Origin of the sequence: Olsenella profusa DSM 13989, from assembly GCF_030811115.1 — a bacterium.
Lineage (GTDB): Bacteria > Actinomycetota > Coriobacteriia > Coriobacteriales > Atopobiaceae > Olsenella_F > Olsenella_F profusa.
Genome location: NZ_JAUSQK010000001.1, coordinates 2,191,853 through 2,216,586 on the forward strand (window position 1 = coordinate 2,191,853; position 24,734 = coordinate 2,216,586).

Consider the following 24,734-nt stretch of genomic DNA (forward strand, 5'->3'; position numbering starts at 1 on the left):
TTTGGTACGGATTTCCGGTACCGGCCCCTTCTGCTCACTTCATCTTGACAAAACACAGGGCTCGAGGCTGCCGCTGCCGAAGTGGTTCCTGGCGTTCCGGCTCGTCGCCGGCTCGAAGAGGGGCGTCTCGGCCGCCGAGCTGGCCCGCGCCCTGGGCACGAGCGAGACCACCGCGCGATACGTGGTCCTGAGGCTGCGCGGCGCGATGTCCGCCGGATTGGGGCGCCTTCGGCCGGGTCTCGGGTGAGGCCGAGGTGGACGACTTCTTCGTGGGGGCCGCGGCCGCAGGGACCGTGGGCAGGGGGACCACCAGGCAGCCGATGATCTGCGCGGTGTCGCGCGGCGGCCGGGGCGGCCCCGGGACGTGCGCCCTCAGGGTCGTCCCCGACGCGGCGGGCGGGGCGTACTCGCGCTTCGCCGAGGAGCACGTGGGGGTGCTCTCGCACGTCCGCGCCGACATGTGGCAGGGCGTCACCGCCGGCCTGCGCGGCTGGCCGGGGCTCGACCAGCGCCCGTTCGACGCGTCGGACCCGGCCTCCTCGCTCGCGCTCGTGCACCACGTGATATCGGACTTCAAGGCGTACGCCCTCGGCACCTTCCACGGGCTGTCGCGGGCGAGGCTGCAGGGCGTGTGCGACGAGTTCAGCTGGAGGTACTGCCACAGGGGCCCCGCGCCGGCGTCCGCGCTCGCCGCCGACGTCGCGGCCGCCCCGCACGTCCCCCGCGCCGAGCTCGAGGCCTCGTTCGGCCCGCAGCCCCGCGTCGCGAGCCCGAGGGCGCGCACGGGGGCGAGGGTCAGGCAGCGCGAGCGCGTCGAGGAGCTGCTGCGCGAGGCCGGGCCGGGCGACGGCCTGCTGGGGCTGCTCGACGACGGCTTCCGGGAGCGGAGGGAGTGAGGGGGTTATGCGCGAGCTTGGGGGCCATGTTGCGCATTACGTACCCATCTGAGATCCACCATTCCCTTTGTGCCAGGCATGCTTCTGTTCAGGAATAGCCGTACGCTCCTCGGGTGCCTGCGCTCTCCGCTTGAGAACTGTGAGCCTGTCGTTTGCATCGCGCATATCCTTGTCGCGTCTCTGCTGCTGTTGCCGAACCTTCTTCTGGGCCTCGGTCGGCCCATACGGCTACGGAGATGTTTTTTCGCGAGCTCTCGGACATTGGATACGACATGCTTCGCCCAGATACGCTGGAAGCTATCAGCTTTGTAGGACTGCGCATGATCCACAATGAAGTCTGCGATGACATTGCCTGTGCGGCGTAGCACCATACTCAGCATCGTCGCATACGCCTAAGGCCGCAATGCACAGTCTTGACGTTCTCGCACAGCTTCCTCTCATCCTTGCTGACCTTGTTGGCGTCGGCCAATGCCTCCTCGGCTTTGTCAGCGGTCACGTTGTAGTTCTCGACAGCCCGCTGCTGCATTGGAGTTGGAATTCATAGTGGAACAATACAAAAAACAGGACAAACGAAAATAACGTTCGCCCTGCTCAGAGTTCTGGTCGGGTGGACTGGATTCGAACCAGCGACCCCTTGACCCCCAGTCAAGTGCGCTACCAAGCTGCGCCACCACCCGTTCGCTCACCTTGCCGGTGCGCGAGTACGTAATGTAACACTCCCCTCACCCCAAGGCAAGCATAAAACGCGATTGGCCCTACGTGCCCTTGGAGACCACCGTATACTCGCCTGAATGCGGGTTGATAACGAACGAGACGAACTCGCCTGCGAAGGGATCCCCCAAAAAGCCGGGGTCGCTCTCTCCCAGCGCGCCGTTCAGATAGTCCTTGAGACTCTCGGGCCTCACCCATGCCACGCCATACATACGCACTCCTCTGTTTCGGAACCAAGACCTGGTTATCCTATGGTTGAGGGGTTGCCACCCACGTCGTATTTGCGACGAACAGGAAACTGATATGTTGAGACTCGATTCAAAGTGTACATTCGATGCGCCTGGCCCTGCAAAAGCCCAGTTGATATTTTTCTCATGTGCTTTAAATGTACACTTTGACGAGAGAACGCTCCCACGGCAAAGGAGGCCGTCATGTCCGTGAGCACGCGCACGGGCTTTTTCCAGAGGGCCTATGGCATCGTTCGCCAGATCCCTGCAGGGCGCGTCGCCACGTACGGGCAGATCGCTGCCATGCTGGGAGAGCCCCGCAAGGCACGCTTCGTGGGCTTCGCCATGCACTCCAGTCCTGGCGTGGCCGGGGGCGTCCCCTGCCACCGCGTGGTCTTCAAGGACGGTGCGCTGGCACCGGGCTTTGCCTTTGGCGGACCCGAGGCGCAGCGAGCGCTCCTTGAGGACGAGGGCGTGGGCTTCCTTCCCGATGGCCGTGTCGACATGCACGCCTTCCAATGGGAGGCATAGCCGGGGCGCGCGTGTAGGGACAGGACGCTACCGGGCGAACTGGCTCTCGTAGAGGTCGGCATAGAAGCCACCCCTAGCCAGCAGCTCATCGTGCGTGCCCGTCTCGATCACCCGACCGTTGCGCATGACCACGATGCAGTCCGCGTTCTTGATGGTCGAGAGGCGGTGCGCCACCACGAGCGAGGTGCGCCCCTCCATCATGCGGTCGAAGGCATCCTGCACCTGCAGTTCCGTGCGCGTGTCGATGGAGCTCGTCGCCTCGTCGAGCAGCAGCACCGTGGGATCCTGCAGCATCACGCGGGCGATGCACAGCAGCTGCCGCTGACCTGCGGAGAGCAGGGCGCCCGACTCCCCCACCACGGTGTCATAGCCCTGGGGAAGCTGCTCTATGAACTTGTGGGCATGCGCGCGCTTGGCAGCGGCGACCACCATCCCATCCGTGGCATCCGGCATGCCATAGGCGATGTTCTCGCGGATGGTGCCCTCAAAGAGCCAGGTGTCCTGCAGCACCATGCCAAAGGACTTCCTGAGCGCCCTGCGCGTGTAGCCACGCACGTCCGTGCCGTCCAGGCTCACGTCTCCCCTGTCCACGTCATAGAAGCGCAGCAACAGGTTGATGAGGGTCGTCTTGCCACAGCCCGTGGGACCCACGAGGGCGAAGCGCCTGCCGGGGGCGATGTGGACGTCGATGTCGCACAGGAGCTCGCGCCCCTTGTCGTAGGAGAACCACACGTGGTCGAGGTCGAGCCTGCCCGAGGTCGCCGGAACCGTCAACGCGTCTGGAGCATCGGGCCCCTCCACCTCGGCGTCGATGAGGGCAAAGAGGCGTCGTGCGGAGGCAAAGGCCGCCTGCACCTGCGTGACCACGGTCGATATCTCGTTGAAGGGCCTCATGTACTGGGTGGTGTACGAGAGGAAGCTCTGCACCTGCCCCACGGTGAGCACAGAGGGATGCCCGGTGATGACACAGAGGCAGCCCACGACGGCCACGGTGGCATAGGTAATGTTGTTGACCACACGGGTGGAGGGATTCGTGAGCGAGCTGATGAACTGCGCCCGCTCCCCTGCCACGTAGAGGCGCTCGTTGATCCGTTGGAACTCGTCCGTCGCCTGCGCGCCGTGTGCGAAGGCCGAGACGAGCGACTGGTTGGCCATCATCTCCTCGGTGAGACCGGTCAGCTCGCCCTGGATGGCCTGCTGTTCCATAAAACTCCTGGAGGAATGCCGGGCGATCTGGCCTGCGACCACGATGGAGAGCGGCGTGAGCACCAGGACCACCACGGCCATGCTCGCCGAGAGCGAGAGCATGAAACAGATGGTGACGACGATGGTCATGATGCCGTTGAAGAGCTGGTTGAAGCCCTGGAGCATGCCCTGGCCCACGGCATCCACGTCGTTGATCACGCGTGAGAGCACGTCGCCATGCGAGTGGGAGTCCACGAACGAGAGCGGGAGCGCACCCAGGCGCTCGTAGGCATCGTTGCGCAGGTCACGCGAGGCCTCATAGGCCAGGCGGTTCGTGCAGAAGAGCGAGACCCACTGCGTCACCGCGGCAAGGACGACGATCACGGCAAGGCGCCGCAGCAGGGGTGCGAGCCCCACGAGGTCGACCGATCCGGTGCCCAGCATGAGGTCGATTCCCTGGCCGACGAGGATGGGCACGTAGAGCTGCAGAATGACCGAAGCCGCCGCCATGACGAAGGACATGACGAGGGACGTCAGGTGTGGCCTCACGTACCGCATGAGACGCATGATGACGCCCCCCGAGGAGAGGTCGCTGGGCTCGAGGATCCGGTTGGTGGTGCCGGCACCATCCTCGCCCTTGACGGTCGCGAGCACGGAGGTGGGCGCGCCACCACCCGCATACGGATTGGCCATCAGGCCTCCACCTCCTCTTTCGAGAGCTGCGAGAGGCAGATCTCGCGATAGAGCCCACAGTCTCCCAGGAGCGCACGGTGCGTGCCCAGGCCAGCGACGTGGCCGTGGTCCAGCACGAGGATCTGGTCGGCCCGCATGACTGCGGAGACGCGCTGCGAGACGATGACCGACGTCACGCCACCCGCGAGGTCGTGCAGGGCATGGCGCAGACGTGCATCGGTCTTGAAGTCGAGGGCGGAGGCGGAGTCGTCCAACACCACGATCGAGGGAGCGCCCACAAGCGCGCGGGCGATGGTGAGGCGCTGGCGCTGGCCGCCGGAGAAGTTCTTGCCTCCCGCCTCGACGCGCCCGTCGAGGCCTTGGGGCATCTGGCGCACGAAGTCGGACGCCTGGGCCGCCTCGAGGGCCTGCCAGAGCTCGTCGTCCGTGGCATCCGCCTTGCGCCAGGTGAGGTTCGAGCGGATGGTGCCCGAGACGAGCGAGGCCCTCTGAGGCACCACGGAGACGAGGTGGCGCAGCTGCGCAAGCGGATAGGAGCGCACGTCGTGGCCCAGCACACCCACGGAGCCGTGGGTTGCATCGTACAGGCGTGGCAGCAGGTTGACCAGCGTGGACTTGCCGGAACCAGTGCCCCCAATGACGCCCAGGGTCTCCCCGCGCCTCAGCGTGAGGGTGACCTCCGAGAGCGAGGGGAGAGGGGCTCCCGCATAGGAGAAGCTGACGTGCCGCAGGGCAAGCGCCGGTGCGTCCGCCGCGACCGTCCGCTCGCTCGTGCCAGCGTCCGTGACGGAGATGGCGACGTCGAGCACCTCCATGACGCGCTGGGCACTGGCCGACCCACGGTTGAAGAGCACGACCAGGTTGGCCACGTAGATGATGGCGATGAGCGTCTGGCCCATGTAGTTGACGAAGGCCATGACCTGCCCCTGCGTCAGCGCGCCCACCTGGATCTGCAGGGCCCCCGTCCACAGTATCGCCACGACGCCCAGGTTCATCACGAGGAGCGTGGACGGGCTCAGGACGGCCGAGAGCCTGCCCACGGCGATGGCCACCTGCGTCTGTTCCTCGGAGGCGGCGCGAAAGCGCCTGGTCTCGTGCTCCTCCTGGCCAAAGGCCCGGATGACGCGCACGCCGGAGAGGGCCTCGCGCGTGATGCGCGAGATCTGGTCGAGCCTCTCCTGCATGAGGCGGAAGAACGGCACCGACTTGGCCATGACCAGCGCAAAGACGACGGAGATGGTGGGCACGCACAGCAGGAAGACGAGGCCGAGCCTGAGGTCGATGAGCAGCGCCGCGACAACGGAGCCCATGCCCAGGATGGGAAAGCGCATGAGTTGGCGGATGCCCATGGCCACGGCCAGCTGCACCTGGTTGACGTCATTGATGGTACGCGTCACCAGGGAGTTCGACCCAAAGCGGTCCACCTCCGCCTGCGAGAGTCCCATGGACTTCTCCATGAGGTCGTGCCTCAGGTCCGTGCCCATGCCCTGTGCGACGAGGGCGGCCATCTTCTGGCAGACGAGGGTCGACCCATAGCCCACGAGGGCGAAGCAGGCCAGCAGCGCCCCATAGCGTAGGACGACACCCACGTCATGGGCGCCAACACCCTCATCGACCATGCGGGCGATGACCAGGGGCGTGATGAGGTCGAAGACGACCTCGATCACCTTGGCGAGCATACCCGTGATGGCACGGGCGCGATAGGGCCCGAGGTACCGTCTCAACAGCTCGAACATGGCCTTGCTATCCCTCCAGACGTTCCGAGAGCCCCAGCCACTCGTCCTCAAGGCTGGCGATCTCGCGCTCCACGGACCCAAGCTCCGCCTGCTTGTCCATGAGCGCCTGGTAGTTGGCGGGGTCGACCTCCATCAGCTCGCTCCGCAGACGACCGGGCTCCTCACGGAGCTTGGCCAGGCGGCGCTCCACGGCATCGAGGCGCCGCTTGAGCTCACGCCGCTCCCTGTTGGGGAGGGTAGGTGCCCGGTGCGTCCGCGCGACGTCCAGGCCGCCGTCAGCGGCGACGTCGCCACGGGCGGGGACCGAGCGACCCCCCTGCATGGACTCCTTCAGGAGGGAGAGGTACTCGTCCACGCCGCCCGGCACGTGCCTGACGGTGCCATCCAGGATGGCAAACTGGTCGTCCGTCACACGCTCCATGAGATAGCGGTCGTGCGTGACGAGGATGAGGGTGCCCGGCCAGCCATCCAACAGGTCCTCCAGCACGGCGAGCATGTCGGTGTCGAGGTCGTTGCCGGGCTCGTCGAGCACGAGCACGTTGGGCTCGTCCAAAAGCACGCACATGATGGCGAGGCGGCGCAGCTGGCCACCCGAGAGGTCGCGTACGATGGTGGGCCACTCGCGCCGCTCGAAGCCCAGACGCTCCAGCAGCTGCTCACAGCTCACCTCCTTGCCATCGATGACCACATAGTGCCGGTAGCCGGCCACGACCTCGCTCATGCGCCAGTCGTCCTTGGCGTGCAGCGCGTCCAGATTCTGCGAGAGGATGCCAAAGCGCACCGTCCTGCCGATCTTGACGAGGCCGGTGAGGGGCAGGAGCCGACCAGTCATGAGCGAGAGGAGCGTCGACTTGCCCGCACCGTTCTCGCCGAGGATGCCGATGCGATCCCCGGGGCCGATGAGCCAGTCGACGTCGTGCAGGACCACGTCGTCCCCATAGCCGGCGCTCACGTTCCTCATCTCGATTACCTGCTTGCCCAAGCGGCTGACGGCCAAGTGCCTGAGCTCTATCTCGTTGCGCAGCGGTGGGTCGTCCGCAAGGAGCGCACGGGCCGCCTCCACGCGAAAGCGCGGCTTGGAGCTGCGGGCACGGGCGCCGTGCGCAAGCCAGTTGAGCTCCTTGCGCAGCACGTTCTGGCGGCGCTCCTCCATGGCGGCCGCCTGGCGGGCGCGCTCCACGCGCTGTTGGATGTAGGCGGAGTAGCCGCCCTCGAAGGGGTCTATGGCGCCATCGTGCACCTCCCACATGTGCTCGCAGACCTCATCGAGGAACCAGCGGTCGTGCGTGACCACCAGGAGCGCTCCCTCACCCGCGCGCCAGCGGCCCTTGAGGTGGGCGGCCAGCCAGGCGATGACCCGCACGTCCAGATGATTCGTGGGCTCGTCCATGAGGATGACGTCCCAGGTGCCCACGAGCACGCGTGCGAGGTCGCAGCGGCGACGCTGCCCACCGGAGAGCCTGCCTATGCGGGCGTCCAGGTCAAGATCGCCCACGAGCTCGTCCATGACGGAGCGGATCCGGGCATCCGATGCCCACTCGTAGGCGGGAGCGTCGCCCACGATGGCGTGGCGTACGGTCTCGCCATCCGAGAGGGCATCCGTCTGGCCCAGGAAGCCCACGTGGATGCCGTTGCGATAGGTGACGGTGCCGCCATCCGGCTCGACGGTGCGGGCGATGATGTCCAGGAGCGTCGACTTGCCGTCGCCATTGCGCCCCACGACGCCGATGCGCTCGCCCTCGTTGACGGCGATCGTCTGGTCCTTGAGAACCTGCTTGCCTGGCCACTCATGCGAGACGTGCTCGCAGCCGATGAGAATGCCCATGCGCTAGCCCCTCTCACCCGCAAGGCCTCTGAGCAGCGCGATCTCTCGCGCATAGCCCGAAGGCTCGTTGGGGGTCTCCAGAATCATGGGAAGGTTGCGGAGCCGCTCATCCGTGACGATGCGCTCGAAGCACGCGACACCCAGGTGCCCCTCCCCTATCCTCTCGTGTCGGTCCTTGCGGGCACCGACGGGATGCTTGGAGTCGTTGAGGTGAAGGGCCTTGAGGCGCCCGAGGCCGAGCACGCGGTCGAACTGTGCGAGCACGCCATCGAGGTCGCTCGCGATGTCATACCCGGTATCGCTCACGTGGCAGGTATCCAGGCAGATGCCCAAAAGCTCATCGTGGCGCACCCCATCGACGATGCGTGCGAGCTCTTCGAAGCTGCGACCAACCTCGCTGCCCTTGCCGGCCATGGTCTCAAGCAGCACCATCGTACGCTGACCGGGCTCGAGCAGCTCGTTCAGCCCCTCCACGATGAGCTCGATGCCACAGTCCGCCCCCTGCCCCACGTGGCTGCCCGGATGGAGGTTATAGAGGTTGCCGGGCAGGGCCTCCATACGCTCGAGGTCCTCGGCCATGGAGCGACGGGCAAAGGCCCGGACGTCCTCCTTGGCGGAGCAGAGGTTGTACGTGTAGGGCGCATGCGCCACGAGGGGCCCAAAGGCATGCTCGGCCATGATGTCACGCAGGGTGGCGACATCCGACTCCACGAGCTTCCTGACGGTGCCCCCACGGGGATTGCGCGTGAAGAACGCAAAGGTCGTAGCGTCGAGTGCAACGGCGGTTCGCCCCATGGCGGCATACCCCTTGGCCATGGAGAGGTGACAGCCCACGCAGAGCCTAGGCACGAGGCGCGCCCCCATCCCGAGGGGCAAGACGGCAGGCCAGCTCGTCCACGATGGCACAGGCGACGTCGGGCAGGGGCAGCGTCTCCAGCTGCCGCACGCCCGTGGCGTCCACGAGGGCGATGCGGCTCGTGTCCGCCCCAAAGGTGGAGTCCGCCCGCGAGACGTCGTTGGCCACGATGAGGTCGGCGTGCTTGCGGGCAAGCTTCGCCTGTGCGTTGGCGATGAGGTCGTCCGTCTCGGCGGCAAAGCCCACCACCGTGCGCCCGCGCTTGGTGCGTCCGAGCTCGGCCAGGATGTCGGCGGTCTCCACAAGCTCGATGGCGTCCAGGTGCTCATGGGACTTCTTGAGCTTGTGGTCGGCCGGGTGCGCGGGCGTGTAGTCCGCGACGGCGGCCGTGCAGACGACTGCATCCGCACCTTCGAACGCGGCGAGGGTGGCATCGTGCATCTGGGCGGCGGAAACGACGTCTACACGACGAACGCCCCGTGGCGTGGCCAACGCGCAGGGGCCCGAGACGAGCGTGACGAGGGCGCCACGGGCGGCCAGCTCCCCCGCGATGGCATAGCCCATCTTGCCCGTGGAGGCATTGGCAAGGTAGCGCACGGCATCGATGGCCTCGTGCGTGGGACCGGCCGTGACCACGACCTCCCTGCCGGCGAGCTCCTGGGCTCTCGCAGCAGCCTGTCCAAGCACCTCGAGGGCGGCGACGACGATGCCGTCCACGGAGGCAAGCTTGCCCTCGCCCACGTCCCCGCACGCGAGAGGTCCGCTCACCGGATCCACGAACAGCACGCCGCGCGAGCGTAGCGTTCGGGTGTTGGCCTGCGTGGCGGGATGCCGCCACATGTGCACGTTCATGGCGGGTGCCACGAGCACGGGGCAGTGCAGGGCGAGCAACGTGGTGGAGAGGGCGTCATCCGCGATGCCGCAGGCCATCTTGGCCATGATGTCAGCCGTCGCCGGCACGACCACGCAGAGCTCGGCACCATCCGCAAGGCTGATGTGCGGGATGGGGTCCCCCTCGTTGCCGTAGAGGCTCGTGATAACGGGATGGCCGCTCAGTGCCTCGAAGGTGGGGGTCCCCACAAAGCGCGTCGCGTCCTCGCTCATGACGACGCGCACGTCGCAGCCTGCCCTCTGCAGGCCCCGCAGGACCTCCACGGCCTTGTAGACGGCGATGCCGCCCGTGACGGCAAGCAGTACCCTCCGCCCGCCCACTAGTCTGCAACCTCCTCGGTCACGAGCATGCGATGACAGTAAGGGCACTCGTGGATGGGGCCCCGCCGATGGAGGTCCGCATACTGGCGAGGCTGCAGGGCCACGCGGCAGACGCTGGGCACGTTGCCCTGGAGACGCTCGACGGCGAGGCCCCCAAAGCGCTTGAATGAGCGCTCATAGGTTGCCTTGGTCTCGGCCGTGAGGTCGGTGAGCACGTCCTTGCGCTCGCCCGCCAGCGTGCGCACGCGCGCCATGAGGTCGCCCGAGCCCCTCTCGAGCGCCTCCTGCTCCTGGGCAAGCTGTCCGTCCAGCCTCCCCTGCATGGCCCGTGCGTTGCCCTCCGCCTTCTGGAGCTTGTCGAGGCACTCGACAAGCCCCCCATACCGGTACTCGTTCTTCTCGAGCTTCTTGGCGAGGGAGGTGAGCTGCGCCTCGAAGTCGGTAAGCTCGCGATGGTTGGTGGTCTGGGCGGCGCGCTGACGCACCTCGGCCTGCACGGCCAGCAGATGGTCCCGCTCGGCCTCGCTGTCGTCGACGTCCATCTGGGCGTCCTTGCGCTGGCCCATGACCTTGGACGTCTCGGATGCCAGCTTGCTCTTGGCCCTCTCGATGGCAGCGATCCTCTTCCGCTGCGGCATGTCCCGAAGGGCCCTCTTGAGCCGGATGAGCTCCAGGTCGATGTCCTGGAGCCTGAGAAGTGCCTCGTACTCGTTCATGAATCCCCCTTGGGGTGACAGCCGTATGCGGTTCAGCGGGCGGAACGCACGACGTCCACCAGGGCATCGGCAAACCGGACGAGGTCATCCTCGCTCACACGCTCATCAAAGGATACCCTGAGCGAGCCGAGCGCAACGTCGCGGGGGATGCCCATCGCCAAGAGCACATGGCTCGCATCGAGCGAGGTCGATGAGCAGGCCGACGCCGCCGACACCTCAAAGCCCGCCTGATCGAGCTTGAGGACGAGCGTCTCGGAGTCGATTCGACGCGTCATGACGGAGACGATGCCAGGGAGGCGATCGTCCCCCATCGCACCATCCGTGGTGGGCTCTATGCCGCAGTCCGCCTCGGCCAGACGCTGGTGGAGCGCGCGTGCGCGCCCCGAGACGAGCGCGCGAAACTCCTCGAGGTGCTCCGTGCAGTAGCGGGCCGCCGCGGCAAAGGCGAGGGCGGCCCGCACGTCCTGGGTACCCGGGCGCCTCCCCTGCTCCTGCCCGCCGCCAAAGGCCTGGGGGCGGAAGGGGCGCCGACCGCGTAGGGCAAGGGCGCCGATGCCCACGGGCCCACCGATCTTATGGGCGGCGAGGCTCACGGCATCGACGTCAGCGAGGTCGAGCGGGATGCGTCCGAAGGCCTGGGCGGCGTCGGTGTGCACGAGTGCGCCCACCCCGTGAGCCATCCGGGCGGCCTGCCCCACCGGCTGCACGACGCCCGTCTCGTTGTTGGCGCTCATGAGCGAGACGAGCGCACAGGAGTCGTCCAGGTGCTCCCCGAGCCAGTCGAGGCGCGCCTTGCCGTCACGCCCCACGGGGACGAACCCGACCTCGAAGCCACGCTCGCGCAGGGAGGGAACGACATCCACCTCGGAATCATGCTCGATGGAGAGGACGAGGATGCGCCTCCGCCCGCGCTCGCGCAGGCGGAGGGCCTCCGCCATGCCATGCAGGGCGATGTTGTTGGACTCGGTCCCACCCGAGGTGAAGACGATGTCGGCGGGGCGAAAGCCACCCCCCAGGCACCGCGCGATGTCTGTACGCGCGCCATCCAGCGCCCGGGCGGCACGCCGCCCCAGGGTATGCAGGGAGTTAGGGTTGGCGCCTGCGATCTCGGATGCCTCATAGGCACGCTCCGCCTCGAGCGCGGCGGCGCGCATCGGGGCAGAGGCCGCATAGTCCAGATAGGTGAAGCGCGTACCGCCCATCTACACGCTCCTCGCCAGGCCGCACTGGCCGGCGGCCCGTATGGCCTCGACATTGGCGGCATGGTCCCCAGAGAAGATGGCGGAGCCCGCCACGAGCATCGTGGCACCGGCCCTCACGACATCCTCGGCAGTGCGCACGCCGATGCCGCCGTCGACCTCGATGAGGGGACACACGCCATGGCTCGTGCAGAGCGCCCGGGCCTGACGGACCTTCCGCAGCGAGGACGAGATGAATCCCTGCCCGCCGAGGCCGGGGTTCACGGTCATGATGAGCACGAGGTCGATGTCATCGATGATGGACTCCAGCACGCTCACGGGCGTTGCCGGGTTGAGCGCGATGCCCGCCTTGGCACCCGTCGCATGAATGAGCTGCACGATGCGATGGGCGTGGCGCTGCGCCTCCCAATGGAAGGTCACGATGTCGGCTCCCGCCTCAAGGTACCACGGGGCACTCTGCTCGGGACCCTCCACCATGAGGTGCACGTCCACGGGCAGGCTGGTGGCAGCCTTGACCTGCCTCAGGATGCCTGGCCCAAAGGAGAGGTTGGGCACGAAGTGTCCATCCATCACGTCGTAGTGGACGTAGTCCGCGGTGCTGATGCTCGAGAGGTCCTCTCCAAGCTTCGTGAAGTCCGCCGAAAGCACGGAGGGGGCGACGAGGATGTCATGCGCACGCATCGGTGGCAGCACCTCCTCCCTGGGGACGGATGCCATAGAACTCCTCGTTGGGCACGCGCTCGAGCAGCATCTGGGCAGCACGACCGATATCCGTGCCCTCGTAGAGCATGGCATGGACGCATGAGGTGATGGGCATCTCTATGTGACGCTCCTGGGCCACCTCATGAAGGCTCCGCGCCGCGCGCGCACCCTCGACCACCATGCCCGTCGCGCGCTCATAGCCCTCGAGCGTGGCGCCGTGTGCCAGGGCCTCGCCAAAGCTGCGGTTGCGTGAGTGATGCGACGTGCAGGTTGCCACGAGGTCACCCATGCCGGCGAGTCCCATGCAGGTGAGCGAGTCGCCCCCACAGGCCACGACGACACGGCTCATCTCGGCAAGGCCACGCGTCATGAGGACGGCCTGGGCGTTGTCGCCCATGTTCCATCCCGCACAGACGCCACAGGAGATGGCGATCACGTTCTTGCCGGCGGCGCAGACCTCCACGCCCCTGAGGTCGCTCGTGCGGTACGCGCGAAACTCGGGACAGACGAACAGGCCCTGAAACACGCGGGCAAGCTGCCCGTCTGGGGCGGCAACCACGGCCGCGGACACCATGCCGAGACAGATCTCCTCCGCATGGTTGGGGCCCGAGAGGGCAGCGATGCGATCGGTGTGGCCCCACACGTCCGCGACGACCTCCGTCATGAGGAGGTGGGACGTGGGCTCGATGCCCTTGGTGAGCACCAGGACCGGCGTCGTGGACGGCACCCATGCGGCGAAGGCGTCCAACACGCCGCGCAGGTGATTGGAGGGGACGGCCACGACGATGGCGCCGGCACCCTCAAGCGCCCCCGCGGGATCCGTGGTGGAGCAGACGTTGGCGGGGAGGCGATACTCGCGCAGGTGCCGGGGGTTCCGATGGCACTCGTTGATCGAGGTGGCGACCTCCTCGCAGCGCGCCCAGAGCACGACCTGGCGCTCCGAACCGTTGCGGGCGACGAGGCCCGCGGCGGCGGTGCCCCAAGAGCCTGAGCCTATGACGCAGACGCGTGACGCCATCGCCATCACCGGTCCCTGTCCGTGTGGTGGATGACAAACGCGCTCTCGGTGCCCTTGCGCAAACGGGCGATGTTACCGCGATGCTTGAGGATGACCGCCAGGCACACGGCCACGACCGGAAGGGAGCGCGCAACCCCAAGGCCCATGGCCAGGGAGCATATGACAAGCGCCACGGCAGCGGCGATGGAGCCCAGCGAGACGTAGCGTGAGGGAAGGGCGAAGAGCAGGAACACCGCAAGGATGGCAAGGCCGACCGGCCACCACAGGAGCAGCACCGCACCGAAGCCCACCGAGATGCCCTTGCCGCCCCTGAGGCCCAGGTAGGGAGAGAACATGTGGCCGAAGACGCAGGCTGCGAAGAGCAGCGAGGCGGAGAGGCCCAGCTGGCTCATTGCGCTCGTCTCCGACCAGGGAACACGCGCCACCAGCGAGAGCACGAGGCGCCCAAGCGCCATGGCAACGGCGCCCTTGCCCACGTCGAGGCCGAAGGTGATGGCCGCAGCCCTGCCGCCGGCGGCGCGCGCCACGTTGGTCATGCCGATGTTGCCCGACCCCACGGTGCGCACGTCCACGCCCGCGAGCCTCTTGGCCACAAGCAGGCCGCACGGGATGCCACACAGCAGGAATGCGACGATCATGCAGATGATGGTGCAGACGAGCACGGTTGGCGTCACTTGGGGTCGTCCCTTCTCCTGAAGCGCAGGCGGATGGGCGTGCCCTCGAGGTCAAAGGTCTCGCGCAGACGACGCTCGAGGAAGCGCTCATAGTTGTCGTCAACGAGGTCGGGGGCGTTGCACCAGAGCGTGAACGCCGGTGGCTTCGTGGCCGTCTGGGTCCCGTAGCGCACCTTGAGGCGACGGTTCTTGCGCGTGACGGTGTATCCGCTCTCGCGGATCCTCGTGATGAGGGCATTGAGCTGACTCGTCTTGACGCGGGAGCCATGTGCGGCGGCCGCCTTGGTCGCGGCGGTCAGCACGCGATCGATCGAGCGGCCCGTGAGGGCCGACGTGGTGACGACAGGGGCCCACGCTGCGAAGCCCATGCGCTGGTCGAGGCTCTGGGTCACCTTGTCGCGCTTCTCGGCGGAGTCGACGAGGTCCCACTTGTTGAGCACGGTGACGAGGCCACAGCCACGATCGACGGCCATGCCCACGAGCTTCTGGTCCTGCTCGGTCACGCCCACGGTGGCGTCCACCACCAGGAGGCAGACGTCCGCACGGTCCATGGCCTCAAGGCCGCGCACGAGGCTGTAGTACTCGACATCCTCGTGCACCTGCGCCTTCTTGCGCATGCCCGCCGTGTCCACGAGACGGAGCCGCTGGCCCTTCCAGCTGATCATGGTGTCCACGGCGTCGCGCGTGGTGCCCGAGAGGTCGGCCACGATGAAGCGGTTGCTCTTGGCCAGACGGTTGGCAAGCGATGACTTGCCCACGTTGGGCCTGCCGATGATGGCCAGCCTGAGCGCGTCGTCCTGCTCGGCGGGGCCCTCGTCCTCGCGCAGCGCGGTCACGACGTCATCGAGGAGGTCTCCCGTGCCATGGCCATGACCGGCGGAGATGGCGCGAGGATCCCCGACGCCCAGCGAGTAGTAGTTCCACGACTCGAGCTCGGCCTCGGGATCGTCTATCTTGTTGACCACCAGGAAGACGGGCTTCTTGGCCGTGCGCACCACACGGGCCACCTCCTCATCCTCGTCCGTGACGCCCACGGTGCCGTCCACGACGAAGATGATCACGTCTGCCTCGTTGCAGGCCATGACGGCCTGATCGCGGATGCGTGGCGCAAAGGCGTCCTTGCTCTTGGCGGACTCGATGCCACCCGTGTCGACGAGCGTGAACGTGCGGCCGTTCCAGTCGCAGTCGTGGTAGGAACGGTCACGCGTGACGCCCCGAGATTCGTGAACGATGGCCTCGCGGGTCACGGCAAGGCGATTGACCAGCGTGGACTTGCCCACGTTGGGCCTGCCGACAACCGCGACGATTGGCTTGGGCATATCACTCCTTGCTACGGTGCCCCGACAGGAGCAGTCTAGCATGCCCGGCCTGGCGACACCGCAGACGCCGGCCAGGGGATGGGACCTGAACGTGAGTCCGTGCCGCCGCCACGGGACATGAGCCCAGTGCGCGCTATCCGACCCCCACCATATGCCCGATTGCCGAGACGACCTCGTCTATCTGCTCCTGCGGTGTGGAGGCGCCCGCCGTGACGCCGATGTGCTCGGTTGCGGCAAACCAGGAGGCATCAAGCTCCGAGGAGAGCTCGATGTGATGCGTCTGGGGACAGAAGCCCTCGCAGATGGAGGCGAGCCTGCCCGTGTTGGCGGAGTTGCGCCCCCCTATGACCACCATGACGTCGGAGTCGCGCGCCAGGCGTGCCGCAGCGGCCTGGCGCAGCGTCGTGGCCTCGCAGATGGTGTCGATGATGCGCAGCTCCTCCACCCTTCCGATGAGGGCGGAGGCAAGCTCCCTGAGCGCCGCGCGCGCCTGCGTGGTCTGCACCACCACGCCAACGCGCCTGGCCACCCCCACGCCCTCGAGGTCGGCGGGACTCGAGATGGTGAGAGCCCCGGGGGCGTGGCCGAGCGTGCCCTCGACCTCGGGATGCCCCGCCTCGCCAAAGACGATGACCTGATAGCCCTCCTCGGTCAGGCGCTCGGCCGCCTTGTGCGCGCGCACGACGAAGGGGCAGGTGGCATCGAGCACCACGTCGTGGGCCCTCCGCGCGACCTGCTCCTCTGCGGGCGTCACGCCATGCGTGCGCAGGAGCAGCGTCCCACCAGGCTCATCCGCCGGATCCTCGATGACGCCCACGCCCGATGCCTCCAGCTGCGAGACGACCGTGGGGTTGTGGATGAGGGGCCCCAGCGTGTGGATGGGTTTCACGGAGTCGCGCGCGGCCTCGCGCACCATCCTCAGCGCACGATCCACGCCGTAGCAGGCGCCCGCCTCATCGGCGACGGTGATGGTGGGGATGGTGGCCATGCCCTCACATCTTTCCCGGATGCTCGCGGCGCAGCTCGTCCCTGAGGCCGTACACGCGCTCCATGACGGCCTTCTCCATGGCGTTTGCCTGCTCCTTGCGCCCCTTGACGCCCAGCTCGTCAAAGCTGATGCAGGCGCCCGCCTTGCAGTGCACCTTCACGAAGCGCTTGAAATAGGTGCCCTGGGGCGTAATGTCCCGTGCACCGACGATGGCCACGGGCTGCACGGGCGCCTTGGCGAGGCGCGCGACCAGGGCGAAGCCCTTGTGGAACTCGATGGGCTGGTCATCCGAGCGCACGCGCGTCCCCTCAGGGAAGATGAGGATGCACTCGCCACGCCTGAGGGCCGCCTCGGAGCGGCGCACGAACTGCATGTCGGCCGCGGAACGCTTGACGGGAATGCCGCCGACATGCGAGAAGAACCAGGTGACGATCCGTGTCTTGCCAAACTCGCTCTTGTAGATGGGGCGCACGGTGATGCCGTGCAGGTAGAGTGAGCAGATCACCACGACGGGATCGAGCATGGACTCGTGGTTCATGACGAGCACGCGGCCACGACGGTCCTTCCACAGAAGCTCGCCATCCTCGAAGTGCCAGCGCCAGAGCAGCTTGGAGACACCCGTGACGATGAGCACCACGATGCAGAACGCGATGCGCTGAGGCAGCGGGAAGTCCCTGACGGCATGCGTGAAGTAGTCATCGGGCGTGTTGCGGTGGAAGGCGCGCAGCTTGCCTGCGTCCCGCGCCGTGCCCGCCTGCCTTCCGCCTGCGCCGGCGGTCGTCTCTGCCATGTCGAACCCTCTCCCGTCGCCAACCATGGCGACAGACACGTCTGCCTACGCTAGCCCATGTAGCCTATCACGGTTTCGACGACCTCGTCGAAGCTGAGCCCGGAGGAATCGAGCACGTGCGCGTCGGCCGCCGCCTTGAGCGGGGACTCCGTGCGTGTGACGTCAAGCTCGTCACGACGTCTGAGATCATCGAGGATCTGCCGCTCCTCGGCCACGCTGACCGAGGCGTCGGCCTTGGCGGTGTCGCCACCCTCGCGTTGCACGGCGCGACGGTGGGCTCGGGCCTCGGCATCGGCCGTGAGGAACACCTTGACGTCGGCATGGGGAAAAACGACGGTTCCCACATCGCGCCCCTCGGCGATGACGTCTCCCTGAGCCCCCATCTCGCGCTGCAGCGCCACCATGCGCTCGCGCACACGAGGCTGCGCCGCCACGATGGAGACGCTCTGGTCGATGCGGGCCGTGCGGATGTCCTCCGTCACGTCAGCACCGTCGAGGCGCACGGTCTGGGAGCCGTCAGCCGCCATGCCGAAGGTGATGGCGATGCCGTGGGCGAGGCGTGCCACGGCATCCTCGTCACGCAGGTTGACGCCGCGATCCAGGCAGGCGAGCGTGACGCAGCGGTACATGGCGCCCGTGTCCAAGAACGTGAGGCCACGCCTCCGGGCGACCTCCTTCGAGACGCTCGACTTGCCGGAGCCTGCGGGCCCATCGATGGCAACTATCATCAGATCACTCGCCCCTCTCCATAGTGACGGTCGTATCCATGCCCAACAGCTCGGGGTGCTCGGCCCTGAGCTTCACCTCCTCGGGCGAGAGCCCCAGCGCCGCCAGCGTATAGCGCCCGCCGTCCCAGGAAAGCACCTGGGAGCTCACGTTGGGTAGCCTGAGGTTCCAGAAGGTCTCCAAGGGAATGTGGAGCGCGGCTCCCACGAGCGCTCGCGTGAAGCCTCCGTGCGTGAGGCACGCCGTACGCCCCGAGAGCTGCGAGAGCTCCCCCAGCACGCCCGTCGCGCGACCCATGAGGTCCTCGAACGACTCTGCGCCCGGTGCGGGCAGGGAGTGCCCCTCCTCGTCACGGGACCAGGGGAAGTCATAGCCCTGCGTACGGAGCTGTGCCACGGTCAGGCCCTGGGCGGAGCCAAACTCGATCTCCGCCAGATCATCCATGATGACGCAGGAGATGCCCAGGCGGTCGGCCGCCTCCTCGCCGATGGCCTTGCAGCGCGCAAGGGGCGACGTCAGGATGCGGTCGGGCCGCCATGCCTCGATGGCATCGATGGCCCGGAACATCTGCCGCTCGCCCTCGGGCGTGAGGTCGACGTTCTTCCTGCCCGAGAGAAAGTGCTGGACATTGGCGACGGTCTGCGGATGACGCATGAAGAGGATGCGATTAACCTCTGCCATGGTCTCCTCCCCCTTCAAGAAGTGCCTCGAGACTCGCCTGCTCTGCGAATGAGAGCCTGCGCAGCTGACCAGGAAGCATCCTGCCGAGCTTGAGCGGACCGAACTCGTCCCGGTGCAGGCGGATGACCTCGTGGCCCACGGCCTTGAGCATACGCTTCACCTGATGCTTCTTGCCCTCATGAATGGTAAGCCCCACCACGGAGCAGCCGTACGGCACCCCCTCGCCCACCACGGGAAGGGCACGCCCGTCGTGTGGGCCGATCCTCTCCACCTGGGCGGGACGTGCCTTGTCCGTGCGCATGGACACGCCTTGCTCGAGCCGACGAACGTCCCCTGCGCCCAGCGTGCCACGCACGAGGGCCACGTAGTGCTTCTCCACATGGTTCGAGGGATGCAGCATCCTATTGGCCACCTCGCCATTAGTGGTGAAGAGCAGGAGGCCCGTCGTGTCCGCATCGAGGCGTCCCACGGGGAAGAGGCCGGGATATGTGTGGGTGGGCACGAGCTCGGCCACGCAGCGCCTGCCCTGGGGGTCGCTCATGGTGGTCAGACAGCCTGCGGGCTTGAAGAGCATGAGGTACACATGATCGTCGGTCAGCGTGCAGGGGACGTCATCCACCGTGACCGCGTCCACGGCGAGATCCACCTTGCTGCCGAGCTCGCTCACGACCTCGCCATTCACCCGCACACGTCCGGCGGTCATGAGGTCCTCGGAACCGCGCCTGCTCGCCACGCCCGCACGGGCGAGGAATCGCTGCAGGCGCATGGTGCGCGGGTGCCCTGACGCAGGCTCACTCATCGCTGGCATCCCCACCATCCCACGCGAAGGCGGACTCGTCCTCGTCATCGGAGACACCGCCATCGTCATCCAGAAGGTCACGCTCGTCATCGATGTCCTCGGACGTCTCCTCGAGCGTACTCGAGAGGGTGCGTCCCGAAAGGCGCTCGCGGATGAAGCGCCTGGACTCCTCGTCGGGGGCAAAGTCCTCGAGCCTGGGCAGCTCGGAGAGGGATCTCAGGCCAAACTGCTCGAGGAAGCGCTGGGTGGTGCCAAAGAGCGTCGCCCCGTTGCGCGCCCCCTCGTGACCCGCCACGCGCACGAGGCCCTTCTCCCTGAGCGAGGCGATGACGCCATCGGAGTTGACGCCGCGCACGCCGCGCACGCCCTCGCGCGAGACGGGCTGATGGTAGGCGATGACGGCGAGCGTCTCGAGCGCCGCCTGGCTCAGCTGGCGGGTGTCCCAGCTCAGGACATAGGACTCCACCTCGTCGTGGAAGGCGGGATGCGTGAAGAGCCGCCATCCCCCCGCCACCTCACGCAGCTGGAAACCGCGGTTGGCATCGGCGTACTCTGCCGCGAGCACGGCCAGGGCCTCGGACACCTCACCGGGTGCGGCCCCCAGGGCCCTCGCAAGGTCCACGGCCGGCACGGCATCGCTTGAGACCAGCAGCAGCGCCTCGAGGCGGGACCGCAGGTCACCATCGTCCAGATGCTCAAGATCCTCCATCAGAGGTCCTCCTCACTGCTCGTGAGCTCGGAATCGTCCAGCTCGAAGGTGGGGGCACCCTCCATGCGACTGACGCCGATCTCACCAAAGGCGTCCGATTGGGAGAGCGTCACCACCCCGCGCTTGGAGAGCTCGAGGATGGCCAGGAAGGTTGCCACCACGGTCTGCGCGCGCAGGTCGCCATCGAGCAACTCGGAGAAGGTCAGGCGCGGCCTGGCGCGCGTCATGCGGTCGACCGAGGCGACCGTGAGGGCGATGGGAAGTCGCTTGGGGGCCACATGCTCCGCCTCCAGCAGGAACCCCTCACGGCGGCTGTCAAGGTCCGCGCAGATGACGGCAAGCGAGCGCAGGGAGATGCCCTCGAGGTAGTCAGGCATGAGCCCCAGGAACTCGGGGTCGGGGCCAGCCGTACGGGGCAGCATACGGCCCTCCGCCTCCCTGCGCGCACCCAGTGCGGCGGCGGCATTCCTAAACTGCTTATAGGCGATGAGTCGCTGGACGAGCACCTCGCGCGCCGCCTCGGGCGAGAGGCTGGCGAGCCCCTCGTCCTCGGGGTCGCCCTCGTCCTCCTGGGGACGTGAGGCATCGTGCTCGGGCATGAGTGCCTGGGCCTTGATGTCCAGCAGCGTGGAGGCGACTAGAACGAAGTCGCTCGCCACGTCGAGATCGAGGGTTCCCATGCGCTCCACCTCGGTGAGGTACTGGTCGGTGACCTCGGCGATGGAGATGGAGCCGATGGCCACCTTCTGGCGCCCCACCAACTGAAGAAGCAGGTCGAAGGGTCCGCTGAACACCTTTGTCCGCACGGCAAACGACACGCTATCCCGTCATCCCCAAGAGCAGATCCGTGAGGTTACCCGCCGTCGCGTCGAGATAGAGACCAAGGATGTCGACGTCGAGCACCATGGGCACGACATACAGCACGACGAGGAGTACGACCATGGAGTAGCGCTGCATCCGATAGTACCTGGCGAGGGCGCGATCCGAGAGAAAGAGCGAGATGACCTTGGAGCCATCGAGCGGTGGCAACGGAATGAGGTTGAAGAAGGCGAGCACAAGATTCACCTGGACGAACACGATCAGGAACCACGCCACCCAAGCGAGGACGGACGAGGGCGTCCCCATGAGGGCGATGGGCGCACCTCGCAGCACGAGCGCATAGAGCAGCGTCCCCACCAGGGCCTGCAGTATGTTGCAGCAGGGCCCGGCAAGGGCGACGAGCACCTCCCCCACGCGGTGGTTCCTGAGATTGTAGGGGTTATAGGGAACGGGCTTGGCATAGGCGAAGATGGGGCCGCCCATGAAGGCCATGAGGAGCGGCAGGATGATCGAGCCGAAGGGGTCGAGATGCGCCGCAGGGTTGAGCGTGAGACGTCCGGCGTTCTTGGCCGTGGGGTCGCCCAGCCGATAGGCGACGTACCCATGGGCGCACTCGTGCAGGATGGACGAGAAGATGACGACGACCACGGACATGACCATCAGGACAAGGCGGTAGGTGGACAGAGAGCTCATGGGGATCCTCCCTAGCTAGCGCATGCGCCAGCGACGTGCCAGACGGCAGAGCATCCAGTCGATGACGAACAGTATGATAGCGGTAAGGGCGAAGTCTCCCCGGAAGGCGCCGCCCAGGGGCGTCTCCACCACGAGCACGCCCAGAAGCGGTCGGGGAATCCACCGACCCACGACGTTCATGAGACCGACCAGATAGAGGCGCATCGACCCCGAGAGGCACGCCGCGGCTATCACCAGCACCGAGAGCACGATGGCACAGATGCGGCAGATGACGGCAACGACGTGGGCGACGGTCCCGAGCGCGGATGCACCCACCCTCGAGGAGGGGTGTGGTGGCCGCGCCCGCCGCTCGTCCTCGTAGGAGTAGTCATACCCCGTGCGCGAGGGGCTGGGAACCGCCTGCCTGGTGAGTGGGGGTTGCTGCTGGTGGGAGGCCGTGCGGGGCATAGGCGCCGTCGCGTGCGGCCGCGCCCCCACACGCGTGGCGTCACCGGCCCGCTGTGGCGTGCCGGCGGTGTCGCCGGGACGGTCGCTCCTGAGGTGGCTAGGCATTGAGTCCCTCCTCGATCCTCTCGGTCAGTTCGAGCCACTCCTCCTCGAGCGGGGGAATCTTCCTCGAGAGGTCGTTGTACTCCTTCAGGGCCCTGTCGAACGCAGCGGCATCGTTGTAGAGGCCCTCGGAGGCCATGAGGTCCATGAGCTCCTTGTAGCGCTTCTGCGCAGGCCTGAGGGCGGCCTCCACCTGCCTGAGGCGGCGGCGCTCCCCCCGCACGGCCCTGCTCGCGGCATTGCGGCGCTCGGCTTCGGCACGGCGCTGCTCGCGCGTCTTCACCTTGCGCCCCGTCGACCTCTCCCCCTCCATGGGTGTGGGCCGAGCGGACGGCGGTGCCGGCGCCGGCACGGGCCCCGGCACCGCCACATCCGCAAGCTCGGCGCGCTTGAAGAGGTAGTAGTCGTAGTCGCCGTCGTAGAGCGTCACCGTATGGTCGCGCACGTCCACGACCTTGTTGGCAACGGCACGCACGAGATGCTCGTCGTGGCTGATGAGCACGATGGTGCCCGGGAAGCTTCTCAGGGCCTCCTCAAGCACGTCCACGGAGTCGATGTCCAGATGGTTCGTGGGCTCGTCCAGGCAGATGAGCGGATCGGGTGCCACGAGCATGCGTGCGAGCGCCAGGCGCGCCTTCTCGCCACCGGAGAGCACGCCCACCCGCTTGTCCACGTCGTCCCCATGGAAGAGGAAGGCCCCCAGCAGGCGGCGCTCCTCGGAGGTAGTCCAGCCAGGGGCAGCCGCGTCCATCTCCTGCAGCACGGTGTTGCCCTCGGTGAGGGTCTCGAGCTGATGCTGCGCGTAGTAGGACTGCGTCACGTTCTGGCCCAGCTCGATGGTGCCCGTGGTGGGTGGCTCGTGGTTGTTGATGAGCTTCATGAGCGTGGACTTGCCCGCACCGTTGGGACCCACGAGCGCCACGTGGTCGCCCCGATAGAGCTTGAGGTTGACCCCCTCGTATACGAAGGTGTCACCATAGCTTTTCGCGACGTTCTCGAGCGAGACCACCAGGTCGCCCGTGCGCGGCGGGTCCGGGAAGCGAAAGTGCACCCTCTTGGAGGACTCCGGCAGCACCACCAGCTCGTCCTCGATCTTCTCGATGCGGCGTATGCGCTCCTGCACCTGCTTGGCCTTGGTGGGCTTGTAGCGGAACTTCTCCACGAAGACCCTCATGTGGTTGATGTCACGCTCCTGCGCGGCACGCTTGGCGCGCAGCTGCTCGAGGTTGTCCTCGCGCTGACGCAGGTAGCTCGAATAGTTGCCCACATAGGTGGTGAGGCGCTTGTTCTCGAGCGCAGCCACATGGCTCACGCAGGAGTCCATGAACGAGCGGTCGTGACTCACGAGCAGCACGGCGCCGTCATAGCCGGAGAGGAACGACTCCAGCCAGCTCACGCTCTCGAGGTCGAGATGGTTGGTGGGCTCGTCGAGCAGCAGCAGGTCGGGATGGCGGAGCAGCAGCTTGGAGAGGGCGATGCGCATCTGCCAGCCACCGGAGAACTCCGAGGCGGGCTTGTCGAAGTCCTCCACGGGAAAGCCGAGACCACCCAGGATCTGGCGGGCATGTGCCTCGAGCTCGTAGCCACCCAGTCGCTCGAAGCGGTCCTGGGCGGTACCATACTCCTCCAACAGCGCATATTGCTCGTCCCCCTCAGGCATGGTGGAAATCTGGCGCTCCATGTCCTTGATACGCGTCTCGAGCTGCCGTATCTCCCGGGCAGATTCGACGACCTCGGCCAGGGCGCTCCTGTCGCCGCCGATGTGGGTCTCCTGCTCGAGGTAGCCCACCGTGGCGCCCTTGGCAAGGCTCACCGTGCCCTCGTCGGCAGACTCCTGTCCCATGAGGATCCTGAGCAGCGTGGTCTTGCCGGCACCGTTGGGGCCGACGAGCCCCCACCGCTCGCCGGCGTTGAGCTGCAAGGTAGCGGCCGAGTACAGAACCCGGCCGCCAAAGGACTTTGATAGCTTGTCCGCAAGAACGATCAAACGGCACTCACTCCCTGGTTCGAGCGACAGGTCTGCTCCAGTATATGCGACAGCGCAGCCGCGTTTGGCCATCCCCCGCCAACATACAGAAACCCACCAGCCGCGCTACCGATCGCAGGTGAGGTGGATGGCAAAGCCCGCAATCTGCCGCTTGAAGTAGATGAGGTGAATGGAGCCATCGGGGTTGAGGGACATCGTCTCGGGGTCCACCTCGAAGCCACGCTGCGCAAACCACTCGATGGCAGCGGGAATGTCGTTGACGTAGAAGCCGATGTGGCCCTTCTCGCCACGTGCGGCCTCGGGCAGCATGACCTCCACGAGCGTGCCGGCAAAGACGGAGACGGGTGCCGTCACGCTGCGTCTGAGCCCCATGAGCACAGAGAGGAGGGCCACGATCTCCTCGGCCTCCTCCTTGCTCGCGGCGTTGATGCCCACATGTGAGATATGCATATCGAACAGCTCCACGGGACCGTCCTGCTGCTCCATGGTTCCC

26 protein-coding genes and 1 tRNA gene are annotated in these 24,734 nt (G+C 66.8%); 3 read left to right on the forward strand and 24 right to left on the reverse strand.

Annotation, left to right across the window (positions count from 1 at the left end; translation table 11 throughout):
• The first annotated feature begins 1 nt into the window (after position 1).
• Positions 2–247 (forward strand): hypothetical protein, encoded by a 246-nt coding sequence (locus J2S71_RS10160; protein ID WP_307391486.1) that lies wholly within the window; start codon positions 2–4, stop codon positions 245–247.
• Positions 248–254: 7 nt separating this feature from the next.
• Entirely contained in the window at positions 255–896 is a 642-nt protein-coding gene (locus J2S71_RS10165; RefSeq protein ID WP_307389112.1) for a transposase, read from the forward strand.
• A gap of 600 nt (positions 897–1,496) precedes the next feature.
• On the opposite strand, the gene J2S71_RS10170 is transcribed toward J2S71_RS10165, so the two are convergent.
• Both J2S71_RS10170 and J2S71_RS10175 read right to left on the reverse strand, forming a co-directional pair.
• A tRNA-Pro gene (locus J2S71_RS10170) sits at positions 1,497–1,573 on the reverse strand.
• 78 nt (positions 1,574–1,651) lie between these two features.
• On the reverse strand, positions 1,652–1,819 hold the full coding sequence (locus J2S71_RS10175) for a hypothetical protein (RefSeq protein ID WP_307391490.1): 168 nt from the start codon (positions 1,817–1,819) through the stop codon (positions 1,652–1,654).
• Between the two features lie 219 nt (positions 1,820–2,038).
• Here J2S71_RS10175 and J2S71_RS10180 point away from each other — a divergent pair, with 219 nt between their 5' ends.
• Complete coding sequence (locus J2S71_RS10180; protein ID WP_021724895.1) at positions 2,039–2,365, forward strand: MGMT family protein; 327 nt, start codon at positions 2,039–2,041, stop codon at positions 2,363–2,365.
• 27 nt (positions 2,366–2,392) lie between these two features.
• Here J2S71_RS10180 and J2S71_RS10185 read toward each other — a convergent pair whose 3' ends face one another.
• From J2S71_RS10185 to J2S71_RS10290, 22 genes are all read right to left on the reverse strand, one after another.
• Positions 2,393–4,243 carry an ABC transporter ATP-binding protein gene (locus tag J2S71_RS10185; protein ID WP_307391496.1) on the reverse strand — a complete coding sequence of 617 codons (1,851 nt, stop codon included), beginning with the start codon at positions 4,241–4,243 and terminating at the stop codon, positions 2,393–2,395.
• On the reverse strand, positions 4,243–5,979 hold the full coding sequence (locus J2S71_RS10190) for an ABC transporter ATP-binding protein (protein WP_307391499.1): 1,737 nt from the start codon (positions 5,977–5,979) through the stop codon (positions 4,243–4,245). The genes J2S71_RS10185 and J2S71_RS10190 overlap by 1 nt, the downstream gene beginning before the upstream one ends.
• A gap of 7 nt (positions 5,980–5,986) precedes the next feature.
• Positions 5,987–7,804, reverse strand: coding sequence for an ABC-F family ATP-binding cassette domain-containing protein (locus J2S71_RS10195; RefSeq protein ID WP_307391502.1), 1,818 nt, complete (start codon positions 7,802–7,804; stop codon positions 5,987–5,989).
• Between the two features lie 3 nt (positions 7,805–7,807).
• Complete coding sequence (locus J2S71_RS10200) at positions 7,808–8,653, reverse strand: deoxyribonuclease IV (protein ID WP_307391505.1); 846 nt, start codon at positions 8,651–8,653, stop codon at positions 7,808–7,810.
• On the reverse strand, positions 8,646–9,872 hold the full coding sequence (gene coaBC / locus J2S71_RS10205; protein WP_307391508.1) for a bifunctional phosphopantothenoylcysteine decarboxylase/phosphopantothenate--cysteine ligase CoaBC: 1,227 nt from the start codon (positions 9,870–9,872) through the stop codon (positions 8,646–8,648). The genes J2S71_RS10200 and coaBC overlap by 8 nt, the downstream gene beginning before the upstream one ends.
• The gene (locus J2S71_RS10210; RefSeq protein WP_307391511.1) at positions 9,872–10,588 is read right to left on the reverse strand and encodes a zinc ribbon domain-containing protein; all 717 of its coding nucleotides are present in this window, start codon (positions 10,586–10,588) and stop codon (positions 9,872–9,874) included. Before J2S71_RS10210 ends, coaBC begins: the two co-directional genes overlap by 1 nt.
• A gap of 32 nt (positions 10,589–10,620) precedes the next feature.
• Positions 10,621–11,790, reverse strand: coding sequence for a cysteine desulfurase family protein (locus J2S71_RS10215; protein ID WP_307391515.1), 1,170 nt, complete (start codon positions 11,788–11,790; stop codon positions 10,621–10,623).
• The gene (gene rpe, locus J2S71_RS10220) at positions 11,791–12,504 is read right to left on the reverse strand and encodes a ribulose-phosphate 3-epimerase (RefSeq protein WP_307391519.1); all 714 of its coding nucleotides are present in this window, start codon (positions 12,502–12,504) and stop codon (positions 11,791–11,793) included.
• Positions 12,455–13,513, reverse strand: a complete 1,059-nt coding sequence (locus tag J2S71_RS10225) for an NAD(P)H-dependent glycerol-3-phosphate dehydrogenase (RefSeq protein ID WP_307391522.1) — start codon at positions 13,511–13,513, stop codon at positions 12,455–12,457. Before J2S71_RS10225 ends, rpe begins: the two co-directional genes overlap by 50 nt.
• Complete coding sequence (locus J2S71_RS10230) at positions 13,513–14,181, reverse strand: glycerol-3-phosphate acyltransferase (RefSeq protein ID WP_307391524.1); 669 nt, start codon at positions 14,179–14,181, stop codon at positions 13,513–13,515. Before J2S71_RS10230 ends, J2S71_RS10225 begins: the two co-directional genes overlap by 1 nt.
• Positions 14,178–15,500 (reverse strand): ribosome biogenesis GTPase Der, encoded by a 1,323-nt coding sequence (der, locus tag J2S71_RS10235; RefSeq protein ID WP_307391527.1) that lies wholly within the window; start codon positions 15,498–15,500, stop codon positions 14,178–14,180. Before der ends, J2S71_RS10230 begins: the two co-directional genes overlap by 4 nt.
• Positions 15,501–15,633: 133 nt before the next feature.
• Positions 15,634–16,488: a 4-hydroxy-3-methylbut-2-enyl diphosphate reductase gene (gene ispH, locus J2S71_RS10240; RefSeq protein ID WP_021724910.1), complete on the reverse strand. Its 855-nt coding sequence runs from the start codon at positions 16,486–16,488 to the stop codon at positions 15,634–15,636.
• A gap of 4 nt (positions 16,489–16,492) precedes the next feature.
• Positions 16,493–17,278, reverse strand: a complete 786-nt coding sequence (locus J2S71_RS10245; protein WP_307391530.1) for a lysophospholipid acyltransferase family protein — start codon at positions 17,276–17,278, stop codon at positions 16,493–16,495.
• A 50-nt stretch (positions 17,279–17,328) separates the two neighbouring features.
• The gene (gene cmk / locus J2S71_RS10250) at positions 17,329–18,006 is read right to left on the reverse strand and encodes a (d)CMP kinase (protein ID WP_021724907.1); all 678 of its coding nucleotides are present in this window, start codon (positions 18,004–18,006) and stop codon (positions 17,329–17,331) included.
• Positions 18,007–18,010: 4 nt separating this feature from the next.
• The gene (locus J2S71_RS10255) at positions 18,011–18,685 is read right to left on the reverse strand and encodes a histidine phosphatase family protein (RefSeq protein ID WP_021724878.1); all 675 of its coding nucleotides are present in this window, start codon (positions 18,683–18,685) and stop codon (positions 18,011–18,013) included.
• The gene (locus J2S71_RS10260) at positions 18,672–19,484 is read right to left on the reverse strand and encodes a pseudouridine synthase (protein ID WP_307391533.1); all 813 of its coding nucleotides are present in this window, start codon (positions 19,482–19,484) and stop codon (positions 18,672–18,674) included. Before J2S71_RS10260 ends, J2S71_RS10255 begins: the two co-directional genes overlap by 14 nt.
• The gene (gene scpB / locus J2S71_RS10265) at positions 19,477–20,193 is read right to left on the reverse strand and encodes an SMC-Scp complex subunit ScpB (protein WP_021724908.1); all 717 of its coding nucleotides are present in this window, start codon (positions 20,191–20,193) and stop codon (positions 19,477–19,479) included. Before scpB ends, J2S71_RS10260 begins: the two co-directional genes overlap by 8 nt.
• Positions 20,193–21,011: a segregation and condensation protein A gene (locus tag J2S71_RS10270; RefSeq protein ID WP_307391537.1), complete on the reverse strand. Its 819-nt coding sequence runs from the start codon at positions 21,009–21,011 to the stop codon at positions 20,193–20,195. The genes scpB and J2S71_RS10270 overlap by 1 nt, the downstream gene beginning before the upstream one ends.
• 1 nt (position 21,012) lies before the next feature.
• Positions 21,013–21,705 (reverse strand): site-2 protease family protein, encoded by a 693-nt coding sequence (locus J2S71_RS10275; protein WP_307391540.1) that lies wholly within the window; start codon positions 21,703–21,705, stop codon positions 21,013–21,015.
• A 15-nt stretch (positions 21,706–21,720) separates the two neighbouring features.
• Complete coding sequence (locus J2S71_RS10280) at positions 21,721–22,257, reverse strand: hypothetical protein (RefSeq protein WP_307391543.1); 537 nt, start codon at positions 22,255–22,257, stop codon at positions 21,721–21,723.
• Positions 22,250–24,241, reverse strand: coding sequence for an ABC-F family ATP-binding cassette domain-containing protein (locus tag J2S71_RS10285; protein WP_307391545.1), 1,992 nt, complete (start codon positions 24,239–24,241; stop codon positions 22,250–22,252). The genes J2S71_RS10280 and J2S71_RS10285 overlap by 8 nt, the downstream gene beginning before the upstream one ends.
• Before the next feature lie 105 nt (positions 24,242–24,346).
• Positions 24,347–24,727 (reverse strand): VOC family protein, encoded by a 381-nt coding sequence (locus tag J2S71_RS10290; protein WP_307391549.1) that lies wholly within the window; start codon positions 24,725–24,727, stop codon positions 24,347–24,349.
• Positions 24,728–24,734 lie beyond the last annotated feature (7 nt).